Here is a 19,288-nt window from a genome sequence, read left to right on the forward strand (position 1 = left end):
CCGCCAGCGGCAGGCTGGCGATCGCAGAAACCGTCAGAGATCGCTTTTCTTATGGAAACCGTCGGCGATCACCGTGCTGTCGATATTGGTTTTATCGACCGCAATCGGTTCAAGTAAAAAGGCAGGCACCTCTTTGACGCCGTTATTCAGTTTGGCATTCGACTGGGGTTGCTGGTCATTACCTAGCTCAACGGCGATTTTTGCCGCTTCGTCAGCCAGTTTGGTGATCGGTTTATACACCGTCATGGTCTGCGTACCGCTGTTAATACGCTTGATGGCCGCCAGATCGGCATCCTGGCCGGAAATCGCTACCTTGCCCGCCAGCCCCTGGGCGCTTAACGCCTGGATAGCACCGCCGGCGGTCGCATCATTGGAGGCCACTACCGCATCGATTTTATTGCTGTTTGCCGTCAGCGCATTTTCCATAATTTTTAGCGCGTTTTCCGGTAACCAGGCATCGACCCACTGATCGCCAACCACTTTGATTTTGCCAGAGTCGATCAGCGGTTTAAGCACTTTCATCTGGCCGTCGCGGAACAGGCGGGCGTTATTGTCCACCGGCGAGCCGCCCATCAGAAAATAATTACCCTGCGGCACGCGTTCAGTCAGGCTTTTCGCCTGCATCTCTCCGACCTTTTCGTTATCGAAGGAGATATAAAAATCGATATCGGCATTATTAATCATTCGATCGTAGGCTAATACTTTAATTCCTTCGCGTTTGGCTTCGGTAATAACATTACTTAACACCTGTCCGTTATAAGGAATAATAACCAGAACATCGACGCCGCGATTTATCATATTTTCGATTTGCGACATTTGCGTTTCTTCATTGCCGTTTGCTGACTGGACAAATACTTTTGCGCCCAGTGCTTCGGCTTTTTTGACAAATATGTCACGATCTTTTTGCCAGCGTTCAAGACGCAGGTCATCAATGGCCATACCGATTTTAACTTCTTTTGCACTCGCCGCATGGCCGATCAGAGCCAGCGCGGCGCATACCGCCAGTAAAGCGTGTTTAATCTTCATCGTCGTCACCTTGTAGGTTGGCTGCTTTTGACATTCGCATAGTCAGGCGGATGAATTGTTATCACAGACGTTTCTGACGGCAATTACAGATTTTCCTCCTGACGTTATGTTTTTTGGTTTATTTGCGAAACTATGACGGGGATCGGGTTTTTTCTCCCGTAATATCTGGCTTCCGTTATTTTGCGAGCTGGCGCACATTTATTAATTATCTTAATTCAGGTGTGAAATAACGTAATTGAGCGGATGCCATTGCGATAACACAATCAACCTAAGTTAACGATTTTATTAAATGGCAACCTTGAGGAGCCGGTTATGCACGCTTATTTTGACAAGCTGGATGGTGTTCGTTACGAAGGAACGCAAAGTACTAACCCGCTGGCGTTTCGTCACTACAATCCCGATGAGATGATTTTGGGCAAGCGCATGGCCGATCATCTGCGTTTTGCCGCCTGTTACTGGCACAGCTTCTGCTGGAATGGTGCAGATATGTTTGGCATCGGGGCATTTGACCGTCCGTGGCAGCAGCCGGGTGATGCGCTGGAACTGGCAAAACGCAAAGCGGATGTCGCATTCGAATTCTTCCAGAAACTGAACGTGCCGTATTACTGCTTCCACGATGTCGATGTATCGCCTGAGGGCGATTCACTGCACAGCTATCTGGAAAACTTTGCGGTAATGACCGATGTATTACTGGAAAAACAGCAGCAGAGCGGCGTCAAGTTGCTGTGGGGCACGGCGAACTGTTTTACCCATCCGCGTTATGGTGCCGGCGCGGCAACCAACCCGAATCCAGAGGTGTTTGCCTGGGCGGCGGCGCAGGTAAATAGCGCGATGAACGCCACCCATAAGCTGGGCGGTGAAAACTATGTGCTGTGGGGCGGACGCGAAGGCTACGAAACCCTGCTGAACACCGATCTGCGGCAGGAACGCGATCAGATTGGTCGTTTTATGCAGATGGTGGTGGAGCACAAACACAAAATTGGCTTCCAGGGCACCTTACTGATTGAGCCAAAACCGCAGGAACCGACCAAGCATCAGTATGATTACGACGTAGCAACGGTGTATGGCTTTCTGAAGCAATTCGGGCTGGAAAAAGAGATTAAGGTTAACGTTGAGGCCAATCACGCTACGCTGGCCGGTCACTCTTTCCATCACGAAATTGCCAGCGCCATTGCGCTTGGAATTTTTGGTTCAGTCGATGCCAACCGCGGCGATCCGCAGCTCGGCTGGGATACCGATCAGTTTCCAAACAGTGTCGAAGAGAATGCGCTGGTGATGTATGAGATCGTTAAAGCAGGCGGATTTACTACTGGCGGTTTAAACTTTGATGCGAAAATTCGCCGCCAAAGCACCGATAAATATGACCTTTTCTACGGTCATATCGGCGCGATGGATACCATGGCACTGGCGCTGAAAGTGGCGGCGCGCATGGTTGAAGCCGGTGAACTGGATAACCGTGTCGCACAGCGCTACAGCGGCTGGAACGCTGAGCTGGGCCAGCAGATCCTGAGCGGTGAGTATTCTCTGGCGGCACTGGCGCAATATGCGCAGCAGCATCATCTCAGCCCACAGCATCAAAGTGGACGTCAGGAGCAGTTGGAGAATCTGGTTAATCACTATCTGTTCGACAAATAATCGCGCGAAGGAGCAGGCAATATGGTAATCGGCATCGATTTAGGCACGTCGGGCGTTAAAGTGGTATTGCTGGATGCCGCAGGCCAGCTGCTGGCCAGTAAAACGGAAAAACTCAGCGTGTCGCGGCCACAAGCACTCTGGAGTGAACAAGATCCTGAAAGCTGGTGGCAGGCGACCGATAAGGCGCTCCAGGCGCTGGCGGCGGAACAGGATCTCAGTCAGGTGCAAGCCATCGGACTGAGTGGTCAGATGCACGGAGCCACGCTGCTTGATGCGCAACATCGGGTACTGCGTCCGGCGATATTATGGAATGACGGACGCAGTGCAGTGCAGTGTCGTGAACTGGAAGAGAAAGTCAGCGACTCACGGCAGATTACCGGTAACCTGATGATGCCGGGCTTTACCGCGCCAAAGCTGCTGTGGATTAAGCAGCATCAGCCAGAGATTTTCGCTAAGGTTGCTAAAGTGCTGTTACCAAAAGATTATCTTCGCTTCCGCCTGACCGGTGAGTTTGCCACAGATATGTCTGATGCGGCGGGCACCTTGTGGCTGGATATGGCAGCACGCGACTGGAACGATGCGCTGCTGAGTGCCTGCGGCCTGAGCCGTGAGCAGATGCCTGCCCTGTTTGAAGGATGCCAGATAACCGGCCAGCTAAGCCCGCAGATTGCCGCCCGATGGGGGATGTCAACGGTGCCGGTGGTGGCAGGTGGCGGCGATAATGCCGCAGGTGCACTGGGTGTGGGCATGTTTCAGCCTGGCCAGGCGATGCTGTCACTCGGCACTTCTGGGGTCTATTTTGTCGTCAGTGACGGTTTTCGCAGTAATCCGGAAAGTGCGGTACACAGCTTCTGCCATGCACTGCCGCAGCGCTGGCACCTGATGTCGGTGATGCTCAGTGCGGCCTCCTGCCTCGACTGGGCAGCGCAACTCAGCGGCTGCAAAGACGTGCCGCAACTGCTGGCGGAAGCGGAAAACGCGCAGCGCGATCTGTCGCCGGTATGGTTTTTGCCTTATCTTTCGGGTGAACGCACGCCGCACAATAATCCCGAGGCTAAAGGGGTATTTTTCGGTTTTACCCATCAGCATGGCCGACCTGAGCTGGCGCGTGCAGTGCTGGAGGGCGTTGGCTTTGCACTGGCGCAGGGCATGGACGTGCTGCATGACAGCGGCGTTAAGCCACAGACCATTATGCTGATTGGCGGTGGCGCGCGCAGCGCGTTCTGGCGACAGCTGCTGGCCGATATCAGCGGTCAGACGCTGGATTATTCCAGCGGCGGTGATGTGGGCCCGGCGCTTGGTGCGGCGCGTCTGGCGCTGATTGCGCTGCATCCGGAAACTCCGCTGGCAGAACTATTACCGACGCTACCACTGGAGCAGCGGCATCAGCCGGATGCCGCTCGCCATCAACAATATCAGGCGCAGCGTGAAACCTTTGCCCAGTTGTATCGTCAACTTGAGCCGCTAATGTAGGAGCGTTTCTGGCTGACCGTGGCGTATTACGGCCATCAGATAATCGGTCCTGAACCTTGTCTGATATGTCCTTTTTTGGCCTTCATCATCATCAGGATTCCCGTCATTATTGGGCTTAACCCATCTGACGAGGCGTCCTGAAATGTCCAAAACGGCACTGTTACTGATCGATATCCAACAATCTTTCTGGCACCGGGGCTATTCAGAAACAGCAGAAACCCCGGCTTTTGAACAAAAGGTCAGCCAGTTGATAGCCGGTTGTCAGCAAAAAGGTATTCCGCTGATTGATGTGTTTCACGTTGAAGCTGAAGGCCCGTTTTCACGCGCGTCAGGGCTGGTTGAACGCCTGCCTTTCTTACATCATCAGGCAGATAAAACCTTTTATAAACAAGTGCATAATGCACTGACAGAATCGGGTCTTGAAAGCTGGCTGCGTGAACAGCAGATTACTAAGGTGATAATCAGCGGGCTGCGTACCGAACAATGTTGCGAAACCACCGCGCGCGTGGCTTCGGATTTAGGCTATAACGTTACTTATGTCACTGAAGCCACGCTGACTTTCCCGATCACTCATAATGGCATCACGCTGAGCGTGGCTGATTTACGCCATCGTACCGAAAGCGTGCTGATCAACCGCTTCGCCACTATTCGCACCGTGGAACAATGCCTGCAGGAGCTAGAATAATATGCCGATTCCGGTGTGGTTTTTGACGTTACCTGGCGTGATGACGCTGGACCTTACCGGCCCGGCCGAGACGCTGAAGCTGGCGAAAGGCGCATTTTCACCGCGTTACATTGGCCCGCAGGACGCGGTCATCACCTCCACCGATATGACCATCAGCAGAATTGAGCCGCTGCCGGAAAGTTTACCGGACGGCAGTTTGCTGGTGGTGCCTGGAGTGTTCGATTCCAGCATCTGTTTTGATACTCCGCAGGCGCTGATCGCGCGAAACTGGCTGATGCAGCTGCAACCGGCTATTTATGCCCGCAAAATCACGCTGGTCTGTGTCTGTTCCGGCACGTTACTGGCGGCACGCGCCGGTTTAATGCAGGGCGTGCAATGCACCACCCATCATGAAGTACTGGCGCGACTGAAGGCCGCCGATCCCCGTGCGTTAGTTAAAGAAAATCGTATTTTCATCGAAGATCGCGGCATCTGGACCAGCGCCGGAATCACCGCTGGCATCGATCTTGCGCTACATTTGATCCAGCGCCTGTGTGGATCGCAGATGGCGCTGGAAGTGGCGCGGGAAATGGTGGTCTATTTTCGGCGATCCGGCGACGATCCGCAGTTATCACCGTGGTTAAGCTATCGAAATCATCTTAATCCGGCGATCCATCGTGCGCAGGATTTGTTGATTCAGCATCCGGAGAAAAGCTGGCAGCTGGAAGAGATAGCCGGGCGTGTGCACGTCAGTGCGCGGCATCTTACGCGGCTGTTTCGCCAGCATCTGGGCATCAGCGTGCGCGACTATCATGAACAGCTGCGGCTGGCGGTGGCGCAGCAGCGAGTCACGCAGGGTGAAGGCGCCGAACGCGCAGCGCTGGCGGCGGGGTTTTCCTCGTCGCGGCAATTGCGACGTGCGGCCTTACGCTGGCAGCGCTAACGGCGTGGGGACTTTTCGGACATTTCAGCATGATGAATATTTTGTGCTAGTGTTATCGGTAACAAAAATTTACGTCCCAGCGGGATTAAGGACTCAGTTTGGTCACAAACAGCAGTGATAAATCGACGTGGTTACACTTGGGCGCAGGGGCTTTTCACCGTGCTCACCAGAGTTGGTATCTCAATCAACTTCGGGATCAGGGTGAAACCTCCTGGAGCCTTACTCTCGCCAATATCCGCAACAGCGCGACTCAGCAAACCCTGCAACAACTCGCCGATCAGCAAGGCCGCTATACGCTGGAGATTATCTCTCCTGAAGGTCAGATGACGTACCAGCCGATCACCGCCATCGAACAGGTTATTCTTTGGGATAGCGGCCTGAAGACGCTGATCAACGTCGGTGCCGACAGTGCCACTAAAATTATCTCTTTTACCGTCACTGAAGGCGGCTATTTCCTCGATGATGAAGGCCATCTGAATACTGACGATCGCGCGATTCAGGCTGATCTAGCCGAAGAGGATGAAACCTCGACGCTGTATGGCGCACTGGTAAAAATTCTACGGGCGCGTATGCAGCAGAACGGCGGCGCGGTGACGTTGCTGAATTGCGATAATTTACGCAATAACGGTGACAGTTTTTACCGTGGACTGCTGGAGTTTGTCAGCGAAAAAAATGACCCGGACCTGCTGGCGTGGATTAAGCAGCATACCTCCGCACCTAACAGCATGGTTGACCGCATCACACCTAAATTTGATGAAGCAATTTACTCGAGGCTGGAACAGCAGGGGATTACCGATGATCGGGTGCCGCTGTGCTGTGAAGCGTTTTCTCAATGGGTAATTGAAGATAACTTTATTGCCGGCCGTCCTGCGCTGGAGCAGGTTGGCGTCGAGTTTGTCGATGACGTTACGCCGTTCGAAGAAGCAAAAATCCGTATCCTGAATGCCAGCCACAGCGGCATTGCCTGGGCCGGCTCACTGCTGGGTTATCAATACATTGACCAGAGCCTGACGCCGCAAGTGCAGCAATGGATCCGCGATTATGTATTGCAGGATGTGGTTCCGTGTCTGGAGCCCGCACAGTTTAATCTGGCGGAATACTGTGATACCACGCTAAACCGTTTTAGCAATCGCTGGGTGCGCGATACAAATCAGCGCGTTTCCTCCGATAGTATCGCCAAACTACATGAGTTTATTGTTCCGACGCTAAAAGCGCGTTTTCAGCAGCATCAGCAGCCTGATGCGACGCTGGTGCTTACCGCACTATTTTTCCTGTTCATGCAGCAGCGCCATCAGGGAAAACTGGCGTTTGACTATCAGGATCGCGCCATTGATTCGCTGTCGTTTGAAGAGATCTACAACGCTGACGATCCGCTGCGCGCGTTTGCCTCGAGTAAAAAACTGTTTGGTTCACTGGCGGGCAAACCGGAGTTTATCGATCGGCTGGCGGCGGTGGTTGAGCAGGTGAAACAAACTATCGTGGCCGAGGAGAAAACGTCATGAAGAATATTGCAATTGTCGCACTTACGCTGATTCTGGCGCTGATCTCTATCGTCAGTCTGTCACCCTGGCCGATTGCACTGGGTACGCTGGCAGCCTGGGTGACCACCGGTTCGTTTTTCTTGCAGGTGCTGCATATTATTAAAAATAAGGATACCAGTGGCTTATCGCTGGGCATGTGGGCGGCGCTGTTCTTCGGCGTTTCTTGCTGGACGTGGTACGGCTATCGCATGGGGGATATTCCGGTGATGTGCGCCAACGGTATGACCGCGCTGCTGGCATTTACCGTCATTGCGCTGAAGCTGTGGCACGAACGTCCGGTACGCAGCAACACTCCGCGCCGCAAATTTGTGCGCATTCCGCGCGTGATTATGAAACCGCGGATCAACCGTTTGCGCCCGCTGGCCAGCGACAAACCGCAAAAAAGCAGCAAGGCGGACAAAAAATCCCGGCGGCGCGAAATCGCCTAACTCACCAGATGATACTTATCAATGCGGCGTAGGCCCAGTGCCAGCAGCAAGCTACCACCGAGGGTAATGAAAAAGACCAGCGGAATATCCAACAGTGGCTGGCTGGTATGATCGAAATCGTGGGTGCGCATAAAGTGAATAAACAGCGCATGGAAGCCATAAATTGGCAGCGAATTGCGCGAGATGGTGGCTAAAATTGGTAACGGGCGTTGATTCAGGCAGTTTTTGAACAGTACCAACAGGCTGATGGCGGCGATAAACACCAGTGGGCCGCAGTACAGATACCAGGTATCGGAAAAGGCGCCGTTAACATGCAGCTCTTTACGCGTACCGATGGAAATACCCATCACACAGGCAGTAAATAATCCTCCCGCCAGCCAGCTGAGCGCGCGCTTTTCGGTATTCATCATGCCGATAGCACGCCCCAGCAGCGCATACAGCACATAGTAAAATGTATCGCCATTGATATACAGATTGATCGGCAGCCAGTGGAAGGGGCCGAACGACTGATCGACGGTATTCGGGTTTGCCACTACCGCAACGATTAACACCAGTATTGCCACATAGCGTGCGCTGACCGTTTTAACCTGAATCAGCGGCGACAACAGATAAATTACGGTAATCGCGAAGAAAAACCACAGGTGATAGAACACCGGTTTTTGCAGTAAGTGTTTAAGGGAAATCGCTTCACTGATCGGCGTCAGTAAGGTGATATAGACCAGCGCCACCGCGCTGTAAAACAACAGGCACAGCGCAATACGTAAGAAATGGCGGTTTTGCGCGCTGCGCTCGCCGAAGAACAGATAACCCGAAATCATAAAGAAAATCGGTACGCAGACTCGTGAAGCGGAATTAAGCAGATTGGCAATATCCCAATGGAATTCGGCCACTTGTGGACTGTTGGTAATATACCAGGTGGTGGTATGGATCATGATGACCATCAGGCAGGCCACAGCGCGTAAATTATCTATCCAGCCAATCTTTTGCGGCATTACTTCCTCTTTTTACTGGCGCTTCAAGGCGTAAAAAGAGGTTAGCCAGGCGGCAGTCATTCAACAACCTCTGACGCCGTGAATCGGAATCAGCTTAGACGAATGGGATGACTTAAACGCGATTGGTTGATTATTGCACAGTAGGGTATTGTTTAAGCCAGTGGATTAAGGAAAACGGTAAACTCGATGGAATGGAGAAAATCACAGGCCAAAGGGAAGAAAATCGCTAAGTCATCGAAAAAATGCAGGGTATTTGCCCTGGATACTGATGCCGCAAAATTTTTTCCCTTCGATGGCAACCGCGTTCGCTACGATGAAAACAGTATTCCAGAAGAAGAGATCTGGCGCATCCATCCCGACCAGAAACAGTATGGTGTGATTTTGATAGCAGAAGATCGCCGTAAGCATAGCCGGGCCGCTGTATAACGATTGGCCGCTGACCAGCGGCCATTTCGCGCATAATCCTGACGAATCAATATCACGGGCTGCATAAATGGCGGTCAAAGGGTATACTGGCGCACACTTTTTTAATCCACTCGTATCGCGTGCGAAATCATCATGCAAAAGTTTGATACTAAGACCTTTCAGGGCCTGATCCTGACCTTGCAGGATTACTGGGCGCGTCAGGGCTGCACCATTGTTCAACCACTGGACATGGAAGTCGGCGCCGGCACCTCTCATCCAATGACTTGCCTGCGTGCGTTGGGGCCGGAGCCAATTGCTGCCGCCTACGTGCAGCCGTCACGCCGTCCAACCGACGGTCGCTATGGCGAAAACCCAAACCGCTTACAGCACTACTACCAGTTCCAGGTGATTATCAAGCCATCACCGGACAATATTCAGGAGCTGTATCTCGGCTCGCTGAAAGAGCTGGGCATGGATCCGACTATCCACGATATCCGCTTTGTTGAAGATAACTGGGAAAACCCAACGCTGGGTGCCTGGGGTCTCGGCTGGGAAGTGTGGCTGAACGGCATGGAAGTGACGCAGTTTACCTACTTCCAGCAGGTTGGCGGCCTCGAGTGTAAGCCGGTAACCGGCGAAATCACCTACGGTCTTGAGCGTCTGGCGATGTATATCCAGGGCGTGGACAGCGTATACGACCTGGTGTGGAGCGACGGCCCGCTGGGTAAAACGACCTACGGCGATGTGTTCCATCAGAACGAAGTGGAGCAGTCCACCTATAACTTCGAATACGCTGACGTCGATTTCCTGTTTACCTGTTTCGAGCAGTACGAGAAAGAGGCACAGAGCCTGCTGGCGCTGGAAAAACCACTGCCATTGCCGGCTTACGAACGCATTCTGAAAGCAGGCCACACCTTTAACCTGCTGGACGCGCGCAAGGCGATCTCGGTTACCGAGCGTCAGCGCTATATTCTGCGCATTCGTACCCTGACTAAAGCCGTGGCTGAAGCTTATTACGCGTCTCGTGAGGCGCTGGGCTTCCCGATGTGCAATAACAAGAAATAAGAGGCAGCCATGACTGAAAAAACGTTTCTGGTGGAGATCGGCACCGAAGAGCTGCCACCAAAGGCTCTGCGTAACCTGGCTGAATCTTTTGCCGCTCATGTGACTGCCGAACTGGATGCCGCTAACCTGGCGCACGGTGAGGTCAGCTGGTTTGCTTCACCGCGTCGTCTGGCGCTGAAAGTGGCAAATCTGAGCGCCTCCCAGCCGGATCGCGAAGTTGAAAAACGTGGCCCGGCGATTGCTGCCGCGTTTGATGCCAATGGCGTTGCCACTAAAGCAGCCGAAGGCTGGGCGCGTGGCTGCGGCATTACCGTCGATCAGGCCGAGCGCCTGAGCACCGACAAAGGTGAATGGCTGCTGTATCGTGCACAGACCAAAGGCGAAACTGCCCAGGCGCTGTTACCGGCGATGGTGGCAACCGCACTGTCTAAGCTGCCGATTCCTAAACTGATGCGCTGGGGCGATAAAGAGACTCAGTTTGTGCGTCCGGTGCATACCGTGACTCTGCTGCTGGGTGATGAGTCGATTCCTGCGACGATTCTCGGCATTGATTCTGCCCGCACCCTTCGCGGCCACCGCTTTATGGGCGAAGCGGAATTCACCATCGATAACGCCGACCAGTATCCGCAGATTCTGCTGGAGCGCGGCAAAGTGATGGCGGATTACGCCGAGCGTAAAGCTAAAATTAAAGCCGATGCCGAAGCCGCAGCGCGCAGCATTGGCGGTAATGCCGATCTGAGCGAAAGTCTGCTGGAAGAAGTGACCTCGCTGGTGGAGTGGCCGGTAGTACTGACGGCGAAATTCGAAGAGAAATTCCTCGCAGTTCCGGCTGAAGCGCTGGTTTACACCATGAAAGGTGATCAGAAGTATTTCCCGGTGTACGACGATGCCGGTAAATTGCTGCCGCATTTTATCTTTGTTACCAATATTGAGTCGAAAGATCCGCAGCAGATTATCTCCGGTAACGAGAAAGTGGTGCGTCCACGCCTGGCCGATGCGGAGTTCTTCTTCAACTCCGACCGTAAAAAGCGTCTGGAAGATAACCTGCCGCGTCTGGAAACCGTGTTGTTCCAGAAACAGCTCGGTACGCTGCGTGACAAAACCGACCGTATTCAGGCGCTGGCTGGCTGGATTGCCGCGCAGATCGGTGCTGACGTGAATCATGCTACTCGCGCTGGCCTGCTGTCGAAGTGCGACCTGATGACCAATATGGTGTTCGAATTCACCGACACCCAGGGCGTGATGGGAATGCACTACGCGCGTCATGACGGTGAAGCAGAAGACGTTGCCGTGGCGCTGAACGAGCAATATCAGCCGCGCTATGCCGGTGACGATCTGCCGTCAAACCCGGTGGCTTGTGCGCTGGCGATTGCCGATAAAATGGATACGCTGGCCGGTATTTTTGGTATCGGACAACATCCAAAAGGCGATAAAGATCCCTTTGCACTGCGTCGTGCGGCGCTGGGCGTACTGCGTATTATCGTCGAAAAAAATCTGCCACTCGACCTGCAAACGCTGACGGAAGAGGCGGTGCGTCTGTACGGCAACAAGCTGACTAACGCGCAGGTTACCGATGACGTTATCGACTTTATGCTCGGTCGCTTCCGTAGCTGGTATCAGGAGGAAGGTCACAGCATTGATACTCTGCAGGCGGTACTGGCACGTCGCCCAACCCGTCCGGCTGATTTTGATGCGCGCATGAAGGCGGTTTCGCACTTCCGCACGCTGGAAGAGGCCGCTTCGCTGGCCGCAGCCAATAAACGCGTCTCGAATATCCTGGCAAAATCGACTGAAACGCTGAACGACAGCGTGCAGGCGTCACTGCTGAAGGAAAATGAAGAGATTCAGCTGGCGACATTCGTCACCGCGCTGACCAGCAAACTGCAACCGTTCTTCGCGGAAGGCCGCTATCAGGATGCGCTAATCGAGCTGGCGCAACTGCGCAAGCCGGTGGACAACTTCTTCGATAAAGTGATGGTAAACGCGGACGACCAGGCAGTGCGGATCAACCGCCTGACGCTGTTATCTAAGCTGCGTGAGCTGTTCCTGCAGGTCGCGGATATTTCGCTGTTGCAGTAATGCGAGGGTGGTAAATCTTTGCAACGGGCGGTAAAAATACCGCCCGCTGAGATTTCCATTTAGTCTGTCGTAGGGGAGCCATTTTCGGCTCCCTTTCTTATGCCGAAGGCGGAACCGTCCGGGCAAAACTCTCGCGCTGAAACATTTTTTCAGCCAGTTTAATCAATGATGGGCGCTCGACGCACCAGTTCGGCACCACGCGGCGAAAATTAAGATAACCGATGGTGCAGGCGGTGGCGATATCGGCCAGCGTCAGGCTCTCGCCGTTCAACCACTCCCTCTGTGCCGCATGTTTTTCCAGCGCATCCAGCCCGCGCTGAATTTTATTACGCTGGCGCAGCAGCTCGCTTTCCGACTGTTGTTCCGGCGGCAGCATCTGTTGACGCACGATTACCAGCGCCGCATCGCATACGCCATCGGCCAGCACTTCAATCTGACGCACTTTCAGCGATGCCAGCCTGTCAGAAGGCAGCAACGCCGGGTCAATATCCAGCTGATCGAGATATTCGGCAATCAATGCAGAGTCGTACCAGATCTCATCAGGTTTAACTACCAACGCCGGCACTTTACCCAGCGGATTGTATTGCGGCACAGGACTCTCGTCATGCCAGGGCGATTCATTGATAAACTCAAACGTAATGCCTTTTTCCAGCATAATAACCGAGATTTTACGCACATACGGGCTGGTATAATTGCCGATCAATTTCATTACGCTCTCTCCATTGGTTCGCTAAACAAAGTCCGCTTAATCACCCGAAAAATTATTCACCTGGAAATTAAAAGGATTCAGGCTGCTGCGGGTAAAGCCTTCCTGCTCCATACGCGCATCCAGCACCAACGTGGCAAGGTCATCGGCGACCGGTTCCACTGCCGGATCTTTCTGCTGATAAAACAGCTTCAGCCCGGTGCCGCAGTCGCCGCAACTTTCTGCTTTTACCACCCTTAGTGCATTTATCCGGCGCAACGTACCACTCGCTTTCACACAGATTACAATGAAGATAGCGCAGATCGTCATTTTGACTACCGATATGCACCACGCTGGCGACCGGAGCGCTGTTACAAACCGGACAAAACTGGTGATGATCGCTGGCTTCATTTCGGCGATCAGTGAATGCAGCAGTCGTTGCCAGTGCGCTTCGAGCGGCAGGATATGAACATTGAGCGGCGGTTTGCCACTGGTAGCGCTGGTAACCAGCTGCGGGTGTAAATCCATTAGCAGCGGATGGTCGTACAATACGGGGCCCCCTGGAAAACGGAAATTATCCCACGTTAAGACTGTTTTTTGTACATAAGCATTTTGTTGCTTTTATCACCATCTTTATTCTGTGCATTAGCCGGTGGTATCTTTAAGAAATTAAAACAAAATAATGATTCGCGATCTGTGGGTAAATTTTTTGACTGATTAAACGCGAGCCGCATCACTTGACCACTACCTGACAATATCCTGAATAGCGATGGCGATGCTATAAATGGTGCATATCCTGTTTGTGGAGTGAAATTAACGTCACCATCATCAAGCTCAGACCTGAGCAGCATAAGTTACTGTATCTTTATTTCTAAATTCCAGAACGACAGAACGGCTTCCTGAAGGATATATTTTACGATTACCAATCATTGTGACGCTTGAAAATAATTTTGAAAATAAAAATAATGATAATATCAAAAAATATAAGTTTTAGATTTTTTTAATATTAAGGTGTTGATTATCACTGTTGCTACCTGATTTAGCATTTCTAAAACCCCTTAAAAAGGATATTTAAATCACAGCAATATTGGCATGAAACGTTTGAGCATTCATTTCACCTGCCAATACTTATATTCTTCACTAATCATTATTTTTCTTGGGGGGCTAATTTCTACTGATAACTGATCGCATATTGAACGGATGCAGCAACGGTACCTGGAGTGGCAGCCCCAGTTGCGTAAGATTGCGCCGAGAAAGCAGAGGTTGCTTCAGTTTCACCGGATGCAAGAGAAAGGTCTTACTGCGCGGTGTAACGTGAAGTCAGAGCTATCGGTTGAGCGCCAGTATCTGGTAGCTGCATTGTCACATTCCGAGCTGTACCAGTATGTGTATTATCCACAAGGTTGCCAACGAAAACTGTGCTGATATTTGTAGCCGTAGAGCTGCCAGTACAACCAGACACCCCCATATTAAATGAAGCCGCATCGGCAACATCACCCGCTGCGGCCACGTCTCCTGCATAAACGGTAGGTAATAAAATAACAGCTGGAGCCTCATTCCCATTTACCATCAATGAACAGGTCTCATCCGTTACTTCACCATGGAACGATATGGTGTTAGTTGACGCTATTGGCACATGGCTTGAAGCAAAGATAGCGAACAAACTTCCAGCGATAAGTAGATTCTTTTTCATTCAAATTTCCCTATTTGTAATCATGTTAAAAGCGATTACTTAAGTTAAGTAAACAAACCGTAATAACCATAACTCAAGTGGGAAAATGATAATTAAAATTTTTATTTTTTTGTGTCGATAACCATTGAAAATGTAAATATTAAAACTACACAATCACCGCTTGCGTAGTGTTTTATGTTGTTTGTTTGGTTTTTATAGTATTTTATATAATTGAGTTTTAAACGAAATAGGGCTTACTCTAAAATATTTAACTAAACAATTAAAAAGTAACTAAGGATATTAGCCAAGAAGAATCCTGGATGATATAAAATAATTTTTCTTTATTTAAAAAAAACATATCTGTGGAGTGTGTTATTTTGCCATAGCTCGGGCTTGGTTGAATAAATCGAACTTTTGACGGTAGTCAGGATCAGATCACCACACTCCTGATCCTGCAGCGATATCGCGTGGCAAAAAAAGTTCAAAATCACCAGCTGGGCTACCTACACACGGTGCTCATCCATCGGGGCTCTGACATTCTGGCTTGATGAGTCGGTCATTCAGGCCTGGTGTGACGAGCCCAACATGAATCCCGACATTTAATTACATAAGCCGGCGAATAATACTTAGTGTTAATAATTCATTTGCTGAATGTATAATCTAATGCTTAAATAGCTCACCATCGCGTATGAAACACAACAACCTGTAGAATAAAAGAATTACTCAAAGGATTAGGACAATGGCAGGGAGAAAATACCTCACTCATTTGGAAATTGAGAAACTGATCGCCGCAACTGCGGTCGGAAAGAACGCAGTCAGAGATAAATGCATGTTATTAATGTGTTTTATTCATGGCCTTCGCGTCAGTGAATTAACAAAGTTACGGGTAAACGACATTGAGCTGGCAACGAATATAATTCACATATCCCGTCTGAAAAATGGTTTTTCGGTCCATCACCCGTTACAAATCCGCGAGGTAAAGGCAATTAAAGACTGGCTGAAAGTACGTTCACAATATCTTGATTCAGACACTGAGTGGTTATTTCTCTCACGACACGGTGGTCAGATCTCCCGCCAGCAGATCTACCGTTTAATACGCAACTATGGAAAACAAGCCGGTATCAATGTCAATGTTCACCCCCATATGCTCCGGCATGCCTGCGGGTTTGCGCTGGCAGATAAAGGATGTGACACCCGGCTGATTCAGGATTATCTCGGCCACAGAAATATTCAGAATACTGTTATTTACACGGCAAGTAATGCCGAGCGGTTCAGAGCCATCAATATATAGTCATCGTGTTCTGCGCCCCAAAACGGGAATGCCCGCTTTATTTATGAAGGGGCATTTCCTCCGCCCGCAGGCCTTTCCCCTTCACGGCCTGTTCAGCACCTTTTTTTAACTCCTGTTATTTAACAAATGTTTTTCAACATCAGGAACAGCTCGGAATCGGTTTTCACTCCCAGTTTGCGCATCGCATTGCATTTGTGCGCACTGATCGTTTTGATGCTCAGCTGCTTAGCTTGTGCAATTTCACGCAGGTCCATGCCGTTAAACAGATGCCTGAGCACCTCAGTTTCGCTTCGCGTGATCCGCGCGGAAACCTGTATATTTTGTTCAGTCAGACGCACCAGGTCACAACAGATCCGCGGGCTTAAGACGCGCTTTCGGGCAAACGCCTGTCTGAAATAATCTTCGGTGTCGCTCAGCGATTCACCGCGTGCGATCAGACTGATATTGCGCTGGTTGACCAGCTTTCGCAGTTCGTTGCCGTTATGGCAAAGCGTATAGACCACGATATCCAGACGGGGAAATTGCTCACTCAGATTTAGCAGAATATCCAGCCCCTGGTGCAGGTTTTCCTGCGCGCTTTGCAGGTCTGTCACCAGAATATCCACGGAGTGATACATCAGGGCTTCTGAGATTTTCTCCAGACATGTTTCTTTCACGCGGATATCGCAGCCGCTATCAATGGACTTAATCAGTGATGACAGTCCGGAGAGCGTCAGCGGCTGGCTGTCCATCAGCGCCACGGCGCGGGTCGATGTATGAGTATGATACATAACTCTCTTGCTCCTTGCTGCCGGGCTTCATTTCCCGACACCGTTCCATTTGCGGATGCCCTTTTGCCACCGGGATTAATGGCTGGCAGCCGGACCAATCTTCGCCATCCATGTGCCCTGGGCAAAAAGTTCACTGTCATTGTGAAAACCCAGTTTCGTCATCGCATTGCGCTTATGTGTGCTCACCGTGCGGATATCGCGATACAGCGTCTGCGCGACGCTGGAAACGCTCATACCCGAGAAAAGACAGGTCAGCACCTCGAGTTCACGGGCGGTGAGTGCCGGGTTTTTCATCGCAGTGTTCGTCACCAGCCTCTTTGCTTTCGGGCTAAGCCACTGCTCCCCACCGGTCATCACGTCAAAAACACACTGCACCAGCGCCAGCTCCGGCTCGTGTTTAAGTAACACACCGTTGGCCGGAGAGGACGCCAGCAGTTCCAGCACGCGATGATCGCTGAAATCAGTGCAGATGATGATTTTCATCTCCGGATGTGAATCTTGCAGATGGGCCAGCAACAGCAGGCCATCAAGCACCGATTCCTTTTCGCCGCAGATATCCATGATAAGCAGGGCCGGTAACGAGCGGGCGATGGCCGCCGGGATATCCGCAAGGCGTTGTACATAATTGACGGATTTTGTGATGCCGCAGGAACCGGTCAGTACACGCTTCATGCCCAGAGCTGTAACGGGACAAGCGTCCATAATCAATACGCCTTCCACCGGTAAATTTCGGCTGAAAGCGTCATGGGTACCATGACCCGGCGTGAGGTTTTCGACACTGTTCATCATAGCTTCCTTGTTTTTTCAGTCACTTCCCGACAGGGACATAATCCGGGACAAAATCCTTACGTTCTTTATTGATGGTTCTTATTGATGGTTCTTATTCATGGTACTTGCTGATTTTCCTCAGTTGCTGATCGTTCAAATGGGCTTACTGGTAGGTAAACGTGACTTGCACGCTGCCGACAATCGTCCCCGGCGTCACCTTCCCCTGCGCGCTGTATGCCCGGGCGCGCATGTCAAACGTGGTACTGCGGGTGGCGGTGTCAATGTTCTGAACTTTTTGCGCCGCGTTTCCCAGTGCCGTACCGTCGCTGGTTTCCAGCTGAATTTGCACCTGCGTGGCGCTGCCGGTGTTGGCGTACATGTCGCTTTCAGTCTCATCCGGTGTCCCGTTAACGGTCATGGTGGCTTCGGAGGTCGAGGCCGGACACGCCGTCAGCGCAATCGAGAAAGGTTTCCAGTCTGATGATGAGCCGGCCTCTGCCATCGACGAGGCCAGAATCTTCTGCCCCAGATCCACATTCATTCCGCCGGAAGGCAGGCTGATCGTGCACGGCGACGCTTTAATATTGCCGGTGATATTCAGCACGGTGTCTGCGCTGGCTGTTTGCCACAGCGTGCTGGCCGTCAGCCCCAGTCCAAGCGCCAGAACCAGTGCCGATGCTTTTCCCTTAGTGATTACAAATGCCGTTAAGCCTTTCATCATGGTGATATCCCCTTACCGGTCACGTCCCGGAATTACTGTATTTCTGCGCGGATGGTCGCGGTGGCGGTGAAATCACCGGTGCCCGGCTCTTTACCACTGGTGTTAATCGGAAATAAGTTAATCTGCGACGTTCCCACCTGAGTAGCGTAATCCATCGTCAGCGGTAAGCGGCCGCTGAGCGGTGCCACGGTGGCACCCGCGCTGTCCTGGATCCTGACGCCCACATCGGCGTTAGTGGTCGAGAGTGCGGTCGGATCGTTGGCATCCGGCGTTCCCTGGAAAGAGAGGCTGACATTGACGCCTTCGGAAATATTGGTACAGGCCACGTTGAAATTGACGTTTTTCGGCGTGAAGTTTTTCGCCATCTGACCTTTGGTGGCGATATCGCCCGACAAGATGTCGTCGAACGGTACCGTGATCACGCCACCGCCATTGATAACGCACGACTGCGGCACAGTCACTGTGCCGCTCATCCAGACGGTCGAGACAGGAACGGCCGACTGCGTCGTCGGATCAGAAGCGATATACACATCCACTACTTTGGTCAGCGGAATGGTTTGTACACCGACAAAAGGCCGGCGGAAATAGAGTGAAATGGTGCCGCGTGCGCCGGTGGCATAAGGATATCGGGCGCAGTTGGCGGCGGTATTCTGGTTGCTGACACTGGTGAACGGCGTCGATTTAAAATCGCCAACTCCTCCGGCGATATAAACCTGACTGGCCACGGCGAGAAACTCGTTGATACTGTAATAATTCAGGTCACCGTCGGTGTACGCCAGCCCGGTATCCGGCACTTTTGCGGTCACGTAACCCCCGACATAGCTGCCAGTGCAGGAACAGGTAACATTGTAGTTACCGCTGAGGTTCCACTGATAGGCGTTGTTAACGATCTTTCCGGCCGTGTTTTGGGTCGGGTCGGTTAACAAATAACTCATGTTGAACGTATAAGATTTTGTCCCGTCAGTCGGGGCGCAGTCACTTGCCTGCGCATTGGCGCTCAGTATGCCACCGGCCAGCATCAGCCCGAACAATGCACCCTTTTTACCCCCGGACACGCGGCAGAGGATTGGCTGGCGTGGTGAAGTCACGTCTGTTGATAATTGATTCATACGATCGGTCATTTCCATGTT

18 protein-coding genes and 2 pseudogenes are annotated in these 19,288 nt (G+C 51.8%); 10 read left to right on the forward strand and 10 right to left on the reverse strand.

Features of this window, described 5'->3' with window-relative positions; all coding sequences use genetic code 11:
* Positions 1-33: 33 nt before the first annotated feature.
* Positions 34-1,026 (reverse strand): D-xylose ABC transporter substrate-binding protein, encoded by a 993-nt coding sequence (gene xylF / locus RIN69_RS00160; RefSeq protein ID WP_313854737.1) that lies wholly within the window; start codon positions 1,024-1,026, stop codon positions 34-36.
* Positions 1,027-1,338: 312 nt separating this feature from the next.
* Here xylF and xylA point away from each other — a divergent pair, with 312 nt between their 5' ends.
* From xylA to RIN69_RS00190, 6 genes are all read left to right on the forward strand, one after another.
* The gene (gene xylA / locus RIN69_RS00165; RefSeq protein ID WP_313854738.1) at positions 1,339-2,661 is read left to right on the forward strand and encodes a xylose isomerase; all 1,323 of its coding nucleotides are present in this window, start codon (positions 1,339-1,341) and stop codon (positions 2,659-2,661) included.
* A 21-nt stretch (positions 2,662-2,682) separates the two neighbouring features.
* Positions 2,683-4,134: a xylulokinase gene (gene xylB, locus RIN69_RS00170; RefSeq protein ID WP_313854739.1), complete on the forward strand. Its 1,452-nt coding sequence runs from the start codon at positions 2,683-2,685 to the stop codon at positions 4,132-4,134.
* Positions 4,135-4,276: 142 nt separating this feature from the next.
* Positions 4,277-4,819 carry an isochorismatase family protein gene (locus RIN69_RS00175; RefSeq protein WP_313854742.1) on the forward strand — a complete coding sequence of 181 codons (543 nt, stop codon included), beginning with the start codon at positions 4,277-4,279 and terminating at the stop codon, positions 4,817-4,819.
* A 1-nt stretch (position 4,820) separates the two neighbouring features.
* The gene (locus tag RIN69_RS00180) at positions 4,821-5,741 is read left to right on the forward strand and encodes a GlxA family transcriptional regulator (RefSeq protein ID WP_313854744.1); all 921 of its coding nucleotides are present in this window, start codon (positions 4,821-4,823) and stop codon (positions 5,739-5,741) included.
* A 98-nt stretch (positions 5,742-5,839) separates the two neighbouring features.
* The gene (gene dalD / locus RIN69_RS00185) at positions 5,840-7,243 is read left to right on the forward strand and encodes a D-arabinitol 4-dehydrogenase (RefSeq protein ID WP_313854747.1); all 1,404 of its coding nucleotides are present in this window, start codon (positions 5,840-5,842) and stop codon (positions 7,241-7,243) included.
* Positions 7,240-7,710: a SemiSWEET family sugar transporter gene (locus tag RIN69_RS00190; protein ID WP_313854748.1), complete on the forward strand. Its 471-nt coding sequence runs from the start codon at positions 7,240-7,242 to the stop codon at positions 7,708-7,710. Before dalD ends, RIN69_RS00190 begins: the two co-directional genes overlap by 4 nt.
* Here RIN69_RS00190 and RIN69_RS00195 read toward each other — a convergent pair.
* A complete protein-coding gene (locus RIN69_RS00195; RefSeq protein WP_313854750.1) occupies positions 7,707-8,702 on the reverse strand; it encodes an acyltransferase in 996 nt (331 codons plus the stop codon). The two genes, RIN69_RS00190 and RIN69_RS00195, sit on opposite strands and share 4 nt — an antisense overlap.
* A 186-nt stretch (positions 8,703-8,888) precedes the next feature.
* Between RIN69_RS00195 and RIN69_RS00200 the strand changes: the two genes are divergently transcribed.
* The 3 genes from RIN69_RS00200 to glyS all read left to right on the forward strand — a co-directional run bounded on the left by RIN69_RS00200 (position 8,889) and on the right by glyS (position 12,251).
* Positions 8,889-9,128: a hypothetical protein gene (locus RIN69_RS00200; RefSeq protein ID WP_313854751.1), complete on the forward strand. Its 240-nt coding sequence runs from the start codon at positions 8,889-8,891 to the stop codon at positions 9,126-9,128.
* Positions 9,129-9,260: 132 nt separating this feature from the next.
* Positions 9,261-10,172 (forward strand): glycine--tRNA ligase subunit alpha, encoded by a 912-nt coding sequence (glyQ, locus tag RIN69_RS00205; protein ID WP_313854753.1) that lies wholly within the window; start codon positions 9,261-9,263, stop codon positions 10,170-10,172.
* Positions 10,173-10,181: 9 nt separating this feature from the next.
* Positions 10,182-12,251: a glycine--tRNA ligase subunit beta gene (gene glyS / locus RIN69_RS00210; protein WP_313854754.1), complete on the forward strand. Its 2,070-nt coding sequence runs from the start codon at positions 10,182-10,184 to the stop codon at positions 12,249-12,251.
* Positions 12,252-12,348: 97 nt separating this feature from the next.
* On the opposite strand, the gene RIN69_RS00215 is transcribed toward glyS, so the two are convergent.
* From RIN69_RS00215 to RIN69_RS00225, 4 genes and pseudogenes are all read right to left on the reverse strand, one after another.
* A complete protein-coding gene (locus RIN69_RS00215; protein ID WP_313854755.1) occupies positions 12,349-12,960 on the reverse strand; it encodes a glutathione S-transferase in 612 nt (203 codons plus the stop codon).
* A 52-nt stretch (positions 12,961-13,012) separates the two neighbouring features.
* Positions 13,013-13,485: pseudogene (locus tag RIN69_RS00220) on the reverse strand (hypothetical protein); the annotation flags it as partial.
* 35 nt (positions 13,486-13,520) lie between these two features.
* Entirely contained in the window at positions 13,521-13,787 is a 267-nt protein-coding gene (locus RIN69_RS22880; protein WP_390902475.1) for a fimbria/pilus periplasmic chaperone, read from the reverse strand.
* A 320-nt stretch (positions 13,788-14,107) separates the two neighbouring features.
* Positions 14,108-14,629, reverse strand: a pseudogene (locus RIN69_RS00225) (fimbrial protein).
* Positions 14,630-15,347: 718 nt separating this feature from the next.
* On the opposite strand from RIN69_RS00225, the gene RIN69_RS00230 reads away from it, so the two are divergent.
* On the forward strand, positions 15,348-15,899 hold the full coding sequence (locus RIN69_RS00230) for a tyrosine-type DNA invertase (protein ID WP_313854757.1): 552 nt from the start codon (positions 15,348-15,350) through the stop codon (positions 15,897-15,899).
* Positions 15,900-16,018: 119 nt separating this feature from the next.
* Here the strand turns inward: RIN69_RS00230 and RIN69_RS00235 are convergent, their stop codons facing one another.
* The 4 genes from RIN69_RS00235 to RIN69_RS00250 form a co-directional block, all read right to left on the reverse strand.
* A complete protein-coding gene (locus tag RIN69_RS00235; protein ID WP_313854758.1) occupies positions 16,019-16,669 on the reverse strand; it encodes a helix-turn-helix transcriptional regulator in 651 nt (216 codons plus the stop codon).
* Positions 16,670-16,744: 75 nt separating this feature from the next.
* Positions 16,745-17,458, reverse strand: coding sequence for a response regulator transcription factor (locus tag RIN69_RS00240; protein WP_313854759.1), 714 nt, complete (start codon positions 17,456-17,458; stop codon positions 16,745-16,747).
* 142 nt (positions 17,459-17,600) lie between these two features.
* A complete protein-coding gene (locus tag RIN69_RS00245) occupies positions 17,601-18,158 on the reverse strand; it encodes a fimbrial protein (protein WP_313854761.1) in 558 nt (185 codons plus the stop codon).
* Positions 18,159-18,190: 32 nt separating this feature from the next.
* A complete protein-coding gene (locus RIN69_RS00250; protein ID WP_313854762.1) occupies positions 18,191-19,279 on the reverse strand; it encodes a fimbrial protein in 1,089 nt (362 codons plus the stop codon).
* Positions 19,280-19,288: the final 9 nt, after the last annotated feature.

Source organism: Winslowiella toletana (genome assembly GCF_032164335.1).
In the GTDB taxonomy this organism is placed as follows: domain Bacteria; phylum Pseudomonadota; class Gammaproteobacteria; order Enterobacterales; family Enterobacteriaceae; genus Erwinia; species Erwinia toletana_A.

Excerpts from the sequence above, each read along its gene's own strand:
- xylF (WP_313854737.1), bottom strand. The coding sequence starts at position 1,026 with ATGAAGATTAAACACGCTTTACTGGCGGTATGCGCCGCGCTGGCTCTG.
- xylA (WP_313854738.1), top strand. The coding sequence starts at position 1,339 with ATGCACGCTTATTTTGACAAGCTGGATGGTGTTCGTTACGAAGGAACG.
- xylB (WP_313854739.1), top strand. The coding sequence starts at position 2,683 with ATGGTAATCGGCATCGATTTAGGCACGTCGGGCGTTAAAGTGGTATTG.
- RIN69_RS00175 (WP_313854742.1), top strand. The coding sequence starts at position 4,277 with ATGTCCAAAACGGCACTGTTACTGATCGATATCCAACAATCTTTCTGG.
- RIN69_RS00180 (WP_313854744.1), top strand. The coding sequence starts at position 4,821 with ATGCCGATTCCGGTGTGGTTTTTGACGTTACCTGGCGTGATGACGCTG.
- RIN69_RS00190 (WP_313854748.1), top strand. The coding sequence starts at position 7,240 with ATGAAGAATATTGCAATTGTCGCACTTACGCTGATTCTGGCGCTGATC.
- RIN69_RS00195 (WP_313854750.1), bottom strand. The coding sequence starts at position 8,702 with ATGCCGCAAAAGATTGGCTGGATAGATAATTTACGCGCTGTGGCCTGC.
- RIN69_RS00200 (WP_313854751.1), top strand. The coding sequence starts at position 8,889 with ATGGAATGGAGAAAATCACAGGCCAAAGGGAAGAAAATCGCTAAGTCA.
- glyQ (WP_313854753.1), top strand. The coding sequence starts at position 9,261 with ATGCAAAAGTTTGATACTAAGACCTTTCAGGGCCTGATCCTGACCTTG.
- glyS (WP_313854754.1), top strand. The coding sequence starts at position 10,182 with ATGACTGAAAAAACGTTTCTGGTGGAGATCGGCACCGAAGAGCTGCCA.
- RIN69_RS00215 (WP_313854755.1), bottom strand. The coding sequence starts at position 12,960 with ATGAAATTGATCGGCAATTATACCAGCCCGTATGTGCGTAAAATCTCG.
- RIN69_RS22880 (WP_390902475.1), bottom strand. The coding sequence starts at position 13,787 with ATGCTGCTCAGGTCTGAGCTTGATGATGGTGACGTTAATTTCACTCCA.
- RIN69_RS00230 (WP_313854757.1), top strand. The coding sequence starts at position 15,348 with ATGGCAGGGAGAAAATACCTCACTCATTTGGAAATTGAGAAACTGATC.
- RIN69_RS00235 (WP_313854758.1), bottom strand. The coding sequence starts at position 16,669 with ATGTATCATACTCATACATCGACCCGCGCCGTGGCGCTGATGGACAGC.
- RIN69_RS00240 (WP_313854759.1), bottom strand. The coding sequence starts at position 17,458 with ATGATGAACAGTGTCGAAAACCTCACGCCGGGTCATGGTACCCATGAC.
- RIN69_RS00245 (WP_313854761.1), bottom strand. The coding sequence starts at position 18,158 with ATGATGAAAGGCTTAACGGCATTTGTAATCACTAAGGGAAAAGCATCG.
- RIN69_RS00250 (WP_313854762.1), bottom strand. The coding sequence starts at position 19,279 with ATGACCGATCGTATGAATCAATTATCAACAGACGTGACTTCACCACGC.